This window comes from Lysinibacillus sp. FSL R7-0073 (assembly GCF_038009065.1).
GTDB lineage: Bacteria > Bacillota > Bacilli > Bacillales_A > Planococcaceae > Lysinibacillus > Lysinibacillus fusiformis.
Genome location: NZ_JBBPAS010000001.1, coordinates 99,137 through 115,000, shown reverse-complemented (window position 1 = coordinate 115,000; position 15,864 = coordinate 99,137). Strand labels below are relative to the sequence as shown.

General features: G+C 42.3%; 12 protein-coding genes and 2 rRNA genes (1 of these 14 running past the window's edge). All 14 read right to left on the bottom strand.

All coding sequences use genetic code 11. The features are described from left to right. Positions 1 to 2,480: ribosomal RNA gene (locus MKY88_RS00565) — 23S ribosomal RNA — on the bottom strand; it reaches 448 nt to the left of the window's first position. 183 nt (positions 2,481 to 2,663) lie between these two features. Next, positions 2,664 to 4,215 (bottom strand): 16S ribosomal RNA (locus MKY88_RS00560). Together the 16S and 23S rRNA genes form the textbook arrangement of a ribosomal RNA operon. Positions 4,216 to 4,823: 608 nt before the next feature. Next, the gene (locus tag MKY88_RS00555) at positions 4,824 to 5,105 is read right to left on the bottom strand and encodes a hypothetical protein (protein ID WP_069483034.1); all 282 of its coding nucleotides are present in this window, start codon (positions 5,103 to 5,105) and stop codon (positions 4,824 to 4,826) included. Between the two features lie 199 nt (positions 5,106 to 5,304). Beyond that, positions 5,305 to 6,807 (bottom strand): lysine--tRNA ligase, encoded by a 1,503-nt coding sequence (lysS, locus tag MKY88_RS00550; RefSeq protein WP_193833543.1) that lies wholly within the window; start codon positions 6,805 to 6,807, stop codon positions 5,305 to 5,307. 186 nt (positions 6,808 to 6,993) lie between these two features. Next, positions 6,994 to 8,025 (bottom strand): tRNA dihydrouridine synthase DusB, encoded by a 1,032-nt coding sequence (dusB, locus tag MKY88_RS00545; RefSeq protein WP_340812829.1) that lies wholly within the window; start codon positions 8,023 to 8,025, stop codon positions 6,994 to 6,996. Between the two features lie 67 nt (positions 8,026 to 8,092). Next, positions 8,093 to 8,605: a 2-amino-4-hydroxy-6-hydroxymethyldihydropteridine diphosphokinase gene (gene folK / locus MKY88_RS00540; RefSeq protein WP_340812828.1), complete on the bottom strand. Its 513-nt coding sequence runs from the start codon at positions 8,603 to 8,605 to the stop codon at positions 8,093 to 8,095. Next, complete coding sequence (gene folB / locus MKY88_RS00535) at positions 8,605 to 8,970, bottom strand: dihydroneopterin aldolase (RefSeq protein WP_069483038.1); 366 nt, start codon at positions 8,968 to 8,970, stop codon at positions 8,605 to 8,607. Before folB ends, folK begins: the two co-directional genes overlap by 1 nt. Beyond that, positions 8,970 to 9,824, bottom strand: coding sequence for a dihydropteroate synthase (gene folP / locus MKY88_RS00530; RefSeq protein WP_193833540.1), 855 nt, complete (start codon positions 9,822 to 9,824; stop codon positions 8,970 to 8,972). The genes folB and folP overlap by 1 nt, the downstream gene beginning before the upstream one ends. Before the next feature lie 13 nt (positions 9,825 to 9,837). Beyond that, positions 9,838 to 10,677 (bottom strand): aminodeoxychorismate lyase, encoded by an 840-nt coding sequence (gene pabC / locus MKY88_RS00525; RefSeq protein ID WP_328205565.1) that lies wholly within the window; start codon positions 10,675 to 10,677, stop codon positions 9,838 to 9,840. Then, positions 10,678 to 11,259: an aminodeoxychorismate/anthranilate synthase component II gene (gene pabA, locus MKY88_RS00520; protein WP_340812827.1), complete on the bottom strand. Its 582-nt coding sequence runs from the start codon at positions 11,257 to 11,259 to the stop codon at positions 10,678 to 10,680. Beyond that, positions 11,256 to 12,665: an anthranilate synthase component I family protein gene (locus MKY88_RS00515; RefSeq protein ID WP_445669162.1), complete on the bottom strand. Its 1,410-nt coding sequence runs from the start codon at positions 12,663 to 12,665 to the stop codon at positions 11,256 to 11,258. The genes pabA and MKY88_RS00515 overlap by 4 nt, the downstream gene beginning before the upstream one ends. A gap of 150 nt (positions 12,666 to 12,815) precedes the next feature. Further along, positions 12,816 to 13,745, bottom strand: a complete 930-nt coding sequence (gene cysK / locus MKY88_RS00510; protein WP_008180299.1) for a cysteine synthase A — start codon at positions 13,743 to 13,745, stop codon at positions 12,816 to 12,818. Positions 13,746 to 14,023: 278 nt separating this feature from the next. Continuing rightward, positions 14,024 to 14,995, bottom strand: a complete 972-nt coding sequence (locus MKY88_RS00505) for a peptidyl-prolyl cis-trans isomerase (protein WP_340812826.1) — start codon at positions 14,993 to 14,995, stop codon at positions 14,024 to 14,026. Beyond that, positions 14,979 to 15,860 (bottom strand): Hsp33 family molecular chaperone HslO, encoded by an 882-nt coding sequence (hslO, locus tag MKY88_RS00500; RefSeq protein ID WP_069483044.1) that lies wholly within the window; start codon positions 15,858 to 15,860, stop codon positions 14,979 to 14,981. The genes MKY88_RS00505 and hslO overlap by 17 nt, the downstream gene beginning before the upstream one ends. Positions 15,861 to 15,864 lie beyond the last annotated feature (4 nt).

The following is a 15,864-nucleotide window of genomic DNA, read 5'->3' as shown; positions in this document are numbered from 1 at the left end:
TTATCCCCGGGGTAGCTTTTATCCGTTGAGCGATGGCCCTTCCATGCGGAACCACCGGATCACTAAGCCCGTCTTTCGACCCTGCTCGACTTGTAGGTCTCGCAGTCAAGCTCCCTTGTGCCTTTACACTCTACGAATGATTTCCAACCATTCTGAGGGAACCTTTGGGCGCCTCCGTTACCTTTTAGGAGGCGACCGCCCCAGTCAAACTGTCCGCCTGACACTGTCTCCTGCCCCGCTAAGGGGCATGGGTTAGAATTTCAATACAACCAGGGTAGTATCCCACCGACGCCTCCTTCGAAGCTGGCGCTCCGAGATCTCTGGCTCCTACCTATCCTGTACAAGTTGTACCAAAATTCAATATCAGGCTACAGTAAAGCTCCACGGGGTCTTTCCGTCCTGTCGCGGGTAACCTGCATCTTCACAGGTACTATAATTTCACCGAGTCTCTCGTTGAGACAGTGCCCAGATCGTTACGCCTTTCGTGCGGGTCGGAACTTACCCGACAAGGAATTTCGCTACCTTAGGACCGTTATAGTTACGGCCGCCGTTTACTGGGGCTTCAATTCGCAGCTTCGCTTGCGCTAACCACTCCTCTTAACCTTCCAGCACCGGGCAGGCGTCAGCCCCTATACGTCACCTTACGGTTTTGCAGAGACCTGTGTTTTTGCTAAACAGTCGCCTGGGCCTATTCACTGCGGCTCTCATGCGCTTGCACGCTCAAGAGCACCCCTTCTCCCGAAGTTACGGGGTCATTTTGCCGAGTTCCTTAACGAGAGTTCTCTCGCACACCTTAGGATTCTCTCCTCGACTACCTGTGTCGGTTTGCGGTACGGGCACCTCTCACCTCGATAGAGGCTTTTCTTGGCAGTGTGAAATCAGGAACTTCGTCCATACGGACTCGCCATCACAGCTCAACGTTACAGTGTGCGGATTTGCCTACACACACGCCTTACTGCTTGGACGCGCATAACCAACAGCGCGCTTACCCTATCCTACTGCGTCCCCCCATTTCTCAAACGGTGAGGAGGTGGTACAGGAATATCAACCTGTTGTCCATCGCCTACGCCTATCGGCCTCGGCTTAGGTCCCGACTAACCCTGAGCGGACGAGCCTTCCTCAGGAAACCTTAGTCATACGGTGGACGGGATTCTCACCCGTCTTTCGCTACTCATACCGGCATTCTCACTTCTAAGCGCTCCACCAGTCCTTCCGGTCTGACTTCAACGCACTTAGAACGCTCTCCTACCACTGACATCGTAGATGTCAATCCACAGCTTCGGTGAATCGTTTAGCCCCGATACATTTTCGGCGCAGCGTCACTCGACCAGTGAGCTATTACGCACTCTTTAAATGATGGCTGCTTCTAAGCCAACATCCTGGTTGTCTGTGCAACGCCACATCCTTTTCCACTTAACGATTACTTTGGGACCTTAGCTGGTGGTCTGGGCTGTTTCCCTTTTGACTACGGATCTTATCACTCGCAGTCTGACTCCCGTGTATAAATATCTGGCATTCGGAGTTTGTCTGAATTCGGTAAACCGGGATGGCCCCCTAGTCCAAACAGTGCTCTACCTCCAGTATTCTCATCACGAGGCTAGCCCTAAAGCTATTTCGGAGAGAACCAGCTATCTCCAAGTTCGATTGGAATTTCTCCGCTACCCACACCTCATCCCCGCACTTTTCAACGTGCGTGGGTTCGGGCCTCCAGTAAGTGTTACCTTACCTTCACCCTGGACATGGGTAGATCACCTGGTTTCGGGTCTACGACCACGTACTATTTCGCCCTATTCAGACTCGCTTTCGCTGCGGCTCCGCCTTCTAAAGCTTAACCTCGCACGTAATCGTAACTCGCCGGTTCATTCTACAAAAGGCACGCTATCACCCATTAACGGGCTCTAACTACTTGTAGGCACACGGTTTCAGGATCTCTTTCACTCCCCTTCCGGGGTGCTTTTCACCTTTCCCTCACGGTACTGGTTCACTATCGGTCACTAGGTAGTATTTAGCCTTGGGAGATGGTCCTCCCGGATTCCGACGGAATTTCACGTGTTCCGCCGTACTCAGGATCCACTCAGGAGAGAACGAACTTTCGACTACAGGGCTTTTACCTGCTCTGGCGGACCTTTCCAAGTCGCTTCATCTAACTCGCTCTTTTGTAACTCCGTATTGAGTGTCCTACAACCCCAAGAGGCAAGCCTCTTGGTTTGGGCTCTTCCCGTTTCGCTCGCCGCTACTCAGGGAATCGATTTTTCTTTCTCTTCCTCCAGGTACTTAGATGTTTCAGTTCCCTGGGTCTGCCTTCAAGACGCTATGTATTCACGTCAAGATACTACGCGATTAAACGTAGTGGGTTCCCCCATTCGGAAATCTCCGGATCAAAGCTCACTTACAGCTCCCCGAAGCATATCGGTGTTAGTGCCGTCCTTCTTCGGCTCCTAGTGCCAAGGCATTCGCCGTGCGCCCTTAATAACTTAACCAAGTTATTAAGCCTATAAAAAAACTTAAAAAAATAAATGTGTTTGTTACAATTTCAATGTCGTTTTATCCAGTTTTCAAAGAACAAGTTTTGAAGTATTTCATTCAGAAAGAATGAACCTTCAAAACTGAACGCAAAACGTAATCTTACAAACCCAAGGTTTGTATTCCGAAAATATCCTTAGAAAGGAGGTGATCCAGCCGCACCTTCCGATACGGCTACCTTGTTACGACTTCACCCCAATCATCTATCCCACCTTCGGCGGCTGGCTCCAAAAGGTTACCTCACCGACTTCGGGTGTTACAAACTCTCGTGGTGTGACGGGCGGTGTGTACAAGGCCCGGGAACGTATTCACCGCGGCATGCTGATCCGCGATTACTAGCGATTCCGGCTTCATGTAGGCGAGTTGCAGCCTACAATCCGAACTGAGAACGACTTTATCGGATTAGCTCCCTCTCGCGAGTTGGCAACCGTTTGTATCGTCCATTGTAGCACGTGTGTAGCCCAGGTCATAAGGGGCATGATGATTTGACGTCATCCCCACCTTCCTCCGGTTTGTCACCGGCAGTCACCTTAGAGTGCCCAACTAAATGATGGCAACTAAGATCAAGGGTTGCGCTCGTTGCGGGACTTAACCCAACATCTCACGACACGAGCTGACGACAACCATGCACCACCTGTCACCGTTGCCCCCGAAGGGGAAACCATATCTCTACAGTGGTCAACGGGATGTCAAGACCTGGTAAGGTTCTTCGCGTTGCTTCGAATTAAACCACATGCTCCACCGCTTGTGCGGGCCCCCGTCAATTCCTTTGAGTTTCAGTCTTGCGACCGTACTCCCCAGGCGGAGTGCTTAATGCGTTAGCTGCAGCACTAAGGGGCGGAAACCCCCTAACACTTAGCACTCATCGTTTACGGCGTGGACTACCAGGGTATCTAATCCTGTTTGCTCCCCACGCTTTCGCGCCTCAGTGTCAGTTACAGACCAGATAGTCGCCTTCGCCACTGGTGTTCCTCCAAATCTCTACGCATTTCACCGCTACACTTGGAATTCCACTATCCTCTTCTGCACTCAAGTCTCCCAGTTTCCAATGACCCTCCACGGTTGAGCCGTGGGCTTTCACATCAGACTTAAGAAACCACCTGCGCGCGCTTTACGCCCAATAATTCCGGACAACGCTTGCCACCTACGTATTACCGCGGCTGCTGGCACGTAGTTAGCCGTGGCTTTCTAATAAGGTACCGTCAAGGTACAGCCAGTTACTACTGTACTTGTTCTTCCCTTACAACAGAGTTTTACGAACCGAAATCCTTCTTCACTCACGCGGCGTTGCTCCATCAGGCTTTCGCCCATTGTGGAAGATTCCCTACTGCTGCCTCCCGTAGGAGTCTGGGCCGTGTCTCAGTCCCAGTGTGGCCGATCACCCTCTCAGGTCGGCTACGCATCGTCGCCTTGGTGAGCCGTTACCTCACCAACTAGCTAATGCGCCGCGGGCCCATCCTATAGCGACAGCCGAAACCGTCTTTCAGTGTTTCACCATGAGGTGAAACAGATTATTCGGTATTAGCCCCGGTTTCCCGGAGTTATCCCAAACTATAAGGTAGGTTGCCCACGTGTTACTCACCCGTCCGCCGCTAACGTCAAAGGAGCAAGCTCCTTCTCTGTTCGCTCGACTTGCATGTATTAGGCACGCCGCCAGCGTTCGTCCTGAGCCAGGATCAAACTCTCCATAAAAGAAATTTGATTAGCTCAAATTGTTTTGCTGGCATCGATTTTGATGTCCAAAATTTTGTTTCGTTCACTAGCAAGCTAGCTACTAAAAACTTTATTGATTACGTTTTGCTTGTTCAGTTTTCAAAGTTCATTTCGTCACTAAGTTTTTGATAGCAACTCTTAAATTATAATGCACTCAGTTATCATTGTCAACAACTTTTTTCGAAAAAGTTTTTTCTTTTACAAGAGACAACTTTTAAATCTTATCACAACCACATTTCAGTGTCAATAACTTTTTTCGTTTATTGAATCTTTATGATGGTGTTGTTCTTACGTCGTTTTAACGACAAGTAATAATTTATCATGTTTGTAGGTACTTCGCAAGTGTTTTTTTCACAGAAAACGATACTATTGAAAAAACATACATTAGTAAGCTATTTTATACACTTATGAGAAGATAGATTTTATATCATTCTCTGTTCTAACTTAAATGATTTGTTTTACTATACATTGCTTTCTTTTAAAACTCAAAAACTAAAACATATAAGCAGGAGTTAAAGCATCTGCTTCATTTTCTCCTGCTTACTCAACTAAAAAACCTCATCGTTTGTCATTCAAGCTTCGCGCTACTACTTTAAGCCATCATCTTGTGGATCAACTATATTTAAGCACCACAGGAAATTATCCCACGCGGAATACCAGCCACTGAAAATTTCAGAAGAATCATCCCAGCGAACATCGAACTTCTTATGTCCGTCAATCTCTACTAAATGTAAAGTAAGATTCTCGTCTTTTTTGGCAACTACTAATTTCATTCCATGCTCAAGTTCTTCTTCTGTAAATGGAACATCCGATACAGAACGTAATTGAGCCTGTTCAAATACTTGTTTGTTAATAATTTTGTAATTCATTATATGCCCCCAATAAAAGTACTTCTTTTTTATCTACTGTCATTTATAAAACATAGAACTATAAAAGTATAACCTAAATATAATCCACGTTTAAACAACTTAATTTTTTTAATACAAAAAAGAGGAGAATTGCCTTATCCAGCAAATTCTCCTCTTCATTCAATCTATTCTTATCTTACTGCTAGAAAAGATGCTACGACTATTTTGTAATATGACGCATTGTCGGGAATAATAATACATCACGAATGGAAGGTGAGTTTGTTAATAGCATGATTAATCGGTCAATACCGATACCTAGCCCACCAGTTGGAGGCATACCATATTCCAAAGCTTCAATGAAATCATTGTCCATTTCATGCGCTTCATCATTACCAGCTGCTTTCTCTGCTAATTGTGCTTCAAAGCGCTGACGTTGATCGATTGGGTCATTTAATTCTGTGAAGGCATTCGCATGCTCACGACGAACAATAAATAGCTCAAAGCGATCTGTGAAACGCTCGTCCTCTGGATTTTTCTTTGCAAGAGGCGAGATTTCCACTGGGTGTCCATATACAAATGTAGGTTGTACAAGTGTCTCTTCTATTTTTTGCTCAAAGAATTCATTGATAATATGACCTACTTCATGAACATTTTTCACTTCTACTCCATGTTCTTTAGCAAGAGCCTGAGCTTGCTCTTTTGTCATCGGCTGCCAGAAGTCTACACCTGTTGCTTCTTTTACGGCATCAACCATGTGAACTCGTTTCCAGCCCACTGCAAGATTAATTTCATCTTCTCCATATTGAACTGTAGTCGTTCCAAGAACTTCTTGAGCAACGTGAGCTATAAGGTTTTCCGTTAGAGACATGATATCTTGATAGTCAGCGTATGCTTCATAGAGCTCAATCATTGTAAATTCAGGGTTATGTCGTGTAGAGATCCCTTCGTTTCGGAATACACGCCCAATCTCATAAACCTTTTCTAAACCACCCACAATTAAGCGTTTTAAATGCAATTCGATTGCGATTCGCATATATAATTCCATATCAAGTGCATTATGATGAGTAATAAATGGACGAGCAGCCGCACCACCAGCAATTGTATGAAGCATTGGTGTTTCTACTTCTAAATATCCAGAGTTATCAAGATAGTTGCGGATAGCACGGATAATTTTAGAACGTGCTATAAATGTTAATTTGCTTTCTTCATTCGTCATAAGATCTAAGTAGCGTTGACGATATCGTTGCTCAACATCCTGTAAACCATGGAATTTCTCTGGCATAGGACGTAGCGCTTTTGTAAGGAATGTGAATTCCTCTGCCTTTACTGAAAGCTCGCCAACCTGTGTGCGGAATACATTTCCTCGGATACCTACGATATCTCCCAAATCAGCTTGTTTAAATAATTCATACGCTTCTTCACCTACATGGTCTTGACGAACGTAGATTTGAATTTGGCCACCCAAATCTTGAATATGTGCAAAGCCAGCTTTTCCTTTACCGCGCTTCGTCATTATACGACCCGCAATAGTAACCTCTTGCAGATTTTCTTCTAGTTGCTCTTTTGTTTGATCTGCAAATTGTTCCTTTACTTCTGTTGACAAATGCGTACGCTCAAAACGGCTACCAAATGGATCTTGTCCGTTCTCTAATATAGTCGTCATTTTTTGGCGTCTCACCAAAAGCTGGTCATTTAATTCTTCTATGTTTGACACTTGTTTCACTCCTTAAATAAATAGCGTTTACGTCCATAATATTTCTATTGTACACAATTTTAATGCTGTAATCATCTGTTTCAGTTTATTTTCAATACAAGATAAGATAATTAATAATTCTAAAAATTAAAGCCTGCAAAAAAAAGCGTCTCTGGCAAAACTTGAGACGCTCACAGTATCTTTATCTTAAATAATTTATTCTTTTGCTTCAGGGACCAGGAGATTGGGATCGGATTCTTCATACTCTTGAACAAGGCCATTTAATAACACGCGCAGCTCTGCTGCCGTTTCTGTTTGGTTAATAGCGTTACGTGCTTTACCATTTCCTCTAATTCCCTTCAAATACCACGATGCATGCTTACGCATTTCACGAACCGCTATACCTTCTCCTTTTAATTGGAGCAGACGTTCAAAGTGAAGTAGACAGACGTCCATTTTTTCACGTACACTCGGTTCTTCCTTTAATTCACCAGTTTCTAGGTATTGAACTGTACGATAAATCATCCATGGGTTACCCAAAGCGGCACGACCAATCATCACTGCATCTACACCTGTAATTTCTAGCATACGTTTAGCGTCCTGCGGCGTTTCAACATCACCGTTACCAAGAACAGGGATTTTCACGTTCTCCTTTACCTGACGAATGATATCCCAATTCGCCTTCCCTTCGTACATTTGTACACGTGTACGACCATGAACTGCTACCGCTGATGCACCAGCACGTTCAACAGCCTGGGCATTTTCAATGGCGAAGATATGCTCATCATCCCAACCAATTCGCATTTTTACGCTAATTGGCTTTTTCACTGCATCCACCACAGCGGCTACCATTTCATACACTTTATTAGGATCTAAAAGCAAGCGAGCTCCCGCTTCACATTTAATGATTTTATTAACAGGGCACCCCATATTGATATCAATAATATCAGCGGTTGTATTTTGATCTACATACTTAGCTGCCTCTACTAATGTTTCTTTATCTCCACCAAAAATTTGTAATGACAAAGGATTTTCACGTTCATCAATATAAAGCATACCTAATGTTTTTTCGTTTTTTTGAACAATGCCCTTATCACTAATCATTTCAGCATATACAAGCCCTGCTCCGAACTCCTTAACGGTTAATCGGAAAGCAGAATTACAAATCCCTGCCATTGGAGCTAATACAACACGGTTGTCCATGACAATATCGCCAATTTGAAAGGGCTTCTCTGTTGTTTGACTCAACGTTGTCTTCCTCCTATATAGGCATGTACCTATCTATCCTTAATTTAAAATTATATAAAGCGCCAACCTAACTCACTATAAGAGGTTCGTTAGTCGGCTGCCACAAGCTTATACCTTCACTCTCACAGTCCATCTGTTGAAATAAATGATGTGCTTGTTGTAGCTGATCGCCGAAAGGTGCTGGAGTAATCTCTACCAGTGGCACTAAGACGAAAGCTCGCTCATACATTCTTGGATGAGGAACAAGTAGGTTCTCTGTTTCAATATTTTCGTGATTGTAAAGTAAAATGTCAAGGTCGATGATTCGTGGACCCCAACGAAATTCTCGCACACGCCCTAATTCTTGTTCAATCGATTGGCAAATCTTCAGCATTTCAGTAGATGATACATCGGTTTTGAGATGAACAGCCATATTCAAAAAATCTGCCTGATCTGTATAGCCTACTGCTACCGTTTCATAAACAGACGAAACACGAACAACCTCAATGTTCTCCTTCTCTCTTAAGAGAGCAACAGCTTGTTGAAGGTTTTCATATCTCTCACCCATATTTGTACCTATTGATAAATAGACATCTTTCATTAAAAATCACCTCTCGTTACTTCAACAGATACTTCTTTGTAATAGCCATGAATTGGTGGGTCTGGCTTGATCAGCTCTACACGAACGCCCTTTATTTTTTCAGGGTATGTTGTTAAAATCACGTTTGCTATTTTCACAGCAAGTGCCTCAATAAGTTTAAAAGGTTCTCCTTCTACAATATCACGACACAAAGCATAGACCTCTGCATAATTTACTGTATAAGTGAGGTCATCCGTTTCTCCAGCCTTTGTCATATCTACAGCCAACGAAACATTTGCTCGAAAACGTTGACCAAGAGTTGTTTCTGCCGCTAATACCCCATGGTAACCATAAAACTGCATATCCTTTAAATGAATATAATCCATTATGCCTCCTCCTTATACAGTCGTTTCCCTACTAGCACATCAGCCATATGCGCTGCACGTGCCATTTCCTTTACATCATGAACGCGTATCATATGACAACCCTTTTCAATTCCATAAACTACCGTTGCTCCCGTACCTTCAAGACGTTCATCAACTGGTAGCTTCAAGACATTGCCGATCATGGATTTACGTGATGTTGCTAAAAGGACAGGATAGCCCAGCTCCACTAAATCCTTTAAGTGTTGCATCATGGCTATATTATGCTCAGTGTTTTTAGCAAAGCCAATACCAGGATCTAGGATAATATGACGATCAGGAACCCCTGCTTGATGTGCGATAGCAATACTTTCATCTAAATCTGCCTTCGCCGTTGACCAAAAATCAACACCATACTCCATATTTTCACGATTGTGCATTAAAATTATTGGAACATGTAAATCAGCTGCAACCTGTGCAATTTCCGGTTCAGCTTTTGCTCCCCAAATATCATTTATCACATGCGCCCCCGCCTCAATGGCAGCTCGTGCTACATTTGCTTTATACGTATCAACCGATATAATGGCATCTACTTCTTTCAATAAAGCTTGAATAACAGGTACAATACGTGCGATTTCATCTTCATCTGAAATACGCTCGTAACCAGGACGTGTAGATTCTCCGCCAACGTCGATTATTTTAGCTCCATCGGCCACCATTTTTTTCGCTTGAGCTACCGCAGCTTCGACACTGTTGAACTTTCCTCCATCAGAAAAGGAGTCTGGTGTAACGTTTAAAATACCCATTACAAACGTTTCTTTTGTAAAGTCTAATGTAATACCATTAATCGTTAATGGCTTCATATATTTATCTAGCATACAAACGCTCCCTCTATCGTTGCTCCACTTCTTGAGCAAATGCATCATGTAAACGCGTATATACAGGTCCTTTATTACCCAATAATTGCTGGTTCTCTATATGAATAATCGGTACAAGCTCCTGCACAGAATTGGTAATAAAGCATTCCGTACTTTGTCGTAAATCTTCCTTCGTATAAAAGCCTTCTCTTACTTCAAGACCAAGAGCATCAGCTTTCTTTATAACCCAAGCTCGAACAATACCAGGTAGTATGCCTGTTTCCAAGGAAGGCGTATATAGTATATCATTTTTTACCCAAAAAACATTTGAGGTCACACCTTCTGCAACATAGCCCGCTTCCGTTAAAAAGAAACCTTCCTGCTGTGCCAATGACGGCAGCTCGAAACGACCAAGCACATTGTTGCCATAATGATGTGATTTGACACGCACCCCTCGTTCAGGTGAATTACGTGGTGTAGTAAGCCACTGAGCTGTCTTTTCAGTTCCACGAGGTGTATCCAGTAATTCTTTACGAAAGATAATGACATTGGGTTGAGTGTATTCTGTTGGCTGCAAACCAATATTATGTTCACCTGCTGAAACATTAAGACGGAAATAGCCATCCTGACCACCAGCTTGCTGATTTAATTGTTGCACAACCTCAAATAATACACTTTCAGGATAGGGTAAATGAATGCGATATTGGGATAAAGCCTGCTGTAATCTTTCCATATGTGCATCCCATTCAAATATCTGCCCTTCATATGTTCGGAACGTTTCAAAGAAGCCCAAACCATATAAAAAACCATGGTCAAAAGGGGAAATTCGCAAATCCTCGGCTGCCATATAGCTTCCATTCATCCAGCACTGCATCTATTTAACTCCTTCTACGTACATTTCTATATATTGACGAAGGAGTTGTTTACCTCGCTCAGTCATAATAGATTCTGGGTGATATTGTACACCCTCTATTGGATAATCCTTGTGACGAAGCCCCATAATTTCTCCCTCTTCTGTCCAAGCGGTTACTTCTAGACACGTCGGTAGCGTCTCTTTTTCTACAATGAGAGAATGATAGCGAGTAGCTTGAAATGGGTTTGGCATAGCTTTATGTAAACCAACTTCAGCATGTAATACAGGGGATGTCTTCCCATGCATAAGGCGCTCAGCCCGTATTACCTGACCACCGAACACTTGCGCAATAGCCTGATGTCCAAGACAAACACCTAAAATTGGAATATTTCCCGCGAAATATCGGATAATATTCAGACTTTCACCCGCCTCATTTGGACTACACGGCCCCGGTGAAATAACTATCATATCAGGTGCAAGTTGCTCTATGTCCTCTATTGTTAATACATCATTTCGTTTTACTATTACCTCGTGACCAAATTCACCCAAATATTGTACGATGTTATAAATAAATGAATCATAGTTATCAATCATTAAAATCATTTTGCTCGCTCCTCCGCCATTGCCTTTGCCTGCCACATGGCCTTCGCCTTATTTAAAGATTCCTGATATTCTCTTTCTGGAACAGAATCAATGACAATACCTGCTCCTGCCTGAATATGTGCGACCCCATCTTTTATAAATGCTGTCCGAATCACAATATTAAACTCCATGTCCCCGGTATAGCCGAGCCAGCCAATAGAACCCGTGTATAAACCACGTCTTACAGGCTCTAATTCTTCAATAATCTCCATTGTGCGTATCTTTGGTGCACCAGTAATAGTACCGCCTGGGAACATTGCACGGATAACATCAGCATTTGACTTGTCTTCAGCTATTTCTCCCCGAACATTCGATACAATGTGCATAACATGCGAATAGCGTTCAATGACCATAAATTCATCCACTTCTACTGTTCCATAGGTTGATACACGCCCTAAATCATTACGCTCTAAATCTACTAACATCACATGCTCTGCGCGTTCTTTATCATTGTCAATTAATTCTTGAGCTAATGCTAAATCTTCCTCTTCAGAATTTCCTCTTGGACGAGTTCCCGCAATTGGTCTTGTCGATAACTCTTGTCCTTGGCGTTTAACTAAAAGCTCAGGTGATCCAGAAACAACCGCAAAATCAGGGGCTTCCATATAAGCCATGTAAGGTGATGGATTAAAGGCTCTTAATGCCTCATATACATCCATCGCTGTCGCATTTAAGTTTTTAGATTGACGAACTGATAAATTCACCTGAAACACATCACCTTGTGCGATATAGGTTTGAATTTTCTGCACCGCCGCCTCAAAGTCAGTCCCTGCGAATGACACAAGCAATTCACTCTCGTCATTGACTACTTCTATAGCATTGGTCTTTTCAAATTTACGCGTAGCTAGTCCATCCTGGGCTGCTACTTGCCAATTTGTAGCCCACTCTTCTAAGTCAACAACACAATCTTCTAGCTTCATTAACGTGACAGTATTGTTTTTCACATCATGTACTGCCCAGCTATCAAACAAATAAAAATAAATATCTGGTACTTGTAGATCATCCTTAGCTGTATTGGGAAGCACTTCAATATTACGCGCATAATCATATGTCACAAATCCAATAGCCCCCCCCTGAAAAACTGGAAGTTCCGCATTATAGGAAACCTGATATTCCCCCACGAGCTCTTCCAATAATGCAAGAGATTCACCTGGTAAAACTTGGTTTATACCATTTCTCCAATTTACTAAAAGTCCGTCCTCTACTGATTGTGCAGTTGCTAATGGATTCCAAGCAGCTATTGTAAAATGACCACCACGTCCACTTTCTAGAAAGACATGCGAATCTTGTGTCTCAGTTTGCTTTTTATAGCTATAAAAAAATGAATCTGCATCCATCTGTACTGTTTTCGTCAAAATTGTCTTCAAATTAGCTTTCCCCTTTTAAATCATTTGATGTGATTCCATCTTAACTTGAATATTACATAGATGCGAATATTTTTATAAGGCTCTATGAAATTCTAAGCACACTAAAAAAGACCCCTTATCATGAAGGAGTCTTTTTTCTATTAACTTATATTAGTCTTCAAATTGATAGAGAGGTGTTGATAGGTAACGTTCACCATTCGAAGGCACAATAGCAAGGACATTTGAACCCTTACCTAAACGTTTTGCAGCTTCAATTGCAGCATAAATCGCAGCGCCTGACGAAATACCACATAAAATACCTTCTTCACGCGCTACTTTACGAGCTACTTCAAAAGCTACCTCGTTTTCAACAGGGAATACAGACGAATAAATCTCTGTATCTAAAACTGTCGGCACAAACCCTGCTCCAATCCCTTGAATTTTATGTGGGCCAGGTTGACCACCAGAAAGAACAGGTGAATCTTTTGGCTCTACAGCGATAATTTCAACATTTGGATACTTTTCTTTCAATACGGCACCTGCACCTGTAATAGTACCACCAGTACCAACTCCAGCTACAAATGCATCTAGTGTTAAGCCATCAAATGCTTCAACAATTTCAGGACCTGTAGTTAGACGGTGAATAACAGCATTCGCTGGGTTCGTGAATTGTTGTGGTAGGAAATAGCCATGCTCTGCAGATAATTCTTCTGCTTTAGCAATAGCACCTTTCATACCCGCTGGTCCAGGAGTCAATACAAGCTCCGCACCATAAGCACGAAGTAAGTTTCGTCGCTCTAAACTCATTGTTTCTGGCATAACTAAGATTGCTTTATAGCCTTTAGCAGCAGCAATCATCGCAAGACCAATACCTGTATTACCAGATGTCGGCTCAATAATCGTACCACCTGGTTGTAACGTTCCATCTTTTTCTGCCGCTTCAATCATGGCTAACGCTAAACGGTCTTTCACTGAGCTTCCTGGATTAAAATATTCTAGTTTTACATAAACAGTACCTTCATTTTCACTTGTTGCATGATTTAATTTAACGATTGGTGTTTTACCAACTAATTCAGCTATCGAGTTCGCTAATCTACTCATTTAATAATCCACTCCCAATCCCTACTAATTTTATAGGTTTTACTTATTTTGTATTTTATCAATTTTTCCATTCGATTGTCAATAAATAAAACTTGTATTTTCAGAATATTTATCTACTGTCAAAAATGGATAGCGCATTTACTAGTCAATCAAACATCGCACAAAGATAAAAAGAATCTGCACCATTTGTCGGGTAGGTCAATTCTGATGACATCATATGTCTGCAAGTTTTTTTAGACTCATGCTACCCGCAAAGAACTTGCAGATTCTTTCATTTATTATTTTTCTTTTTTAGATTCTCCATAATACCATGTAGCATTAAATTCAGACCAAAACGCTTCAGGTGTAACAGATTGTGGCAACTGCTCTAAAGCCAATTCACGCTCGATATATTCTTTCACATCGTCATATGTAAAGGATTGTCCCTCTAAAACCTCTTGCACCTGAACAATGCCATAATGACCATTATCTAACTTAAAAGCTTTACTTACCTCATTTGCCTTTGTAGACTTTACAGCATTAATAATGGCAGGATCCATGTTTTCCTGATTTTCCGTCAGGAAACCAACATCTCCCCCTAAACTCGCCGAAGCACTATCTAAAGAAATCTCACGGGCTAGCACTGAAAAATCAGAGCCATTTTTTAATTCACCCAGCGCCTCATCAGCAGCTTTCTTGGCATCAACCTCAATAAAATTAGTACGATAGCTTGTTTTTGTATTGTATAGTCCCTGATTTTCCTCATAGTACTTTTCAATACTCTCTTCACTTATCACCACATCTTTTGTGAGTACCTTATCTAAAATAAGTTGTGAACGAATTTTTTGGCGTAGTTGCTCCGCTGAGAGATTTTGCATCGCTGTATCAAATTTATCTTGAGCAGAACGCATTAAGGCTAATTCGAGATCAATTTCTTGATCAGTAACTTTAATTTTATATGTCTTTGCTGCCTTTTCCATTACAGATTCATTGACTAAATTTTGTAGTGTTTCTTTACCATATCGCTCTTCCATAGCAATCATCCACTCTTGTCGCGTGATAACATCCCCGTCAATGGCAGCGACTTGTTCATCGCTACCAATTTCCTGACTTTTATTTGGGATGGCCCATGCAATGAACCATAAAATATTACCTAATAACAATACCGCAATGACAGCCAGTGCTGGTTTTGTTTTTAACCGGCGCTGTAATAAAGGGGGGTGGTTTGGTGTTGTAGTAGCAGATGGTCGTCTATTACGATTTGAGCTCATCAATAAACCCTTCTAACTCTTCTTTTGAAAAATGATAAGTCTCTAAGCAGAAATGACATTGTGCATCTGCACTGCCGTCCTCTTCAATCATTTCTTTAATTTCAGCTATTCCTAGACCTAAAATTGCTGCACCAAACCGCTCTTTTGAACATTGACATTTAAATTCAACTGGCATGGAATCTAAAATTTGTAGATGTCCATTTCCTAATACAGCTTCTAATATTTGCTCAGGTGTAAAACCTTTTTCAATCATTTTTGAAACTGGCTCTATTGTAGCAAGATGCTGTTCGATTTCATTGATTGTTTCTTCATCACAGCCTGGCATTAATTGCAGAATAAATCCTCCTGCAGCAAGAATTGTGTTGTCCGGATTAACTAATACACCTAAACCAACTGATGAAGGTACTTGCTCAGATGTAGCGAAATAATAAGTAAAATCTTCAGCAATTTCACCTGAAACAATGGGTGTTTGGCCCGAAAACATATCTCGCAAACCAAGATCCTTAACGATTGTTAGAGCTCCTTCTGTTCCAACTCCTGCTCGCACATCCAACTTACCTTGCTCGTTTAAGTCGAAATGAACATGAGGATTCGTGACAAATCCACGTACTTCACCATGTGCATTACTATCGATTACCATTGGACCAATCGGACCATTACCCTCAATCTTGATTGTAATCTTCTCTTCACCTTTTAACATAGCACCCATCATTACAGCCGCTGTCATAGAGCGCCCTAGAGCAGCAGATACAACTGGCCATGTATCGTGACGACGTTGTGCTTCTCCAACTGTGGCTGTTGTACGGGCTGCAAATACACGAACCTGTCCATTAAATCCTAAACCTCTAACTAAATAATCCTTCATAAAT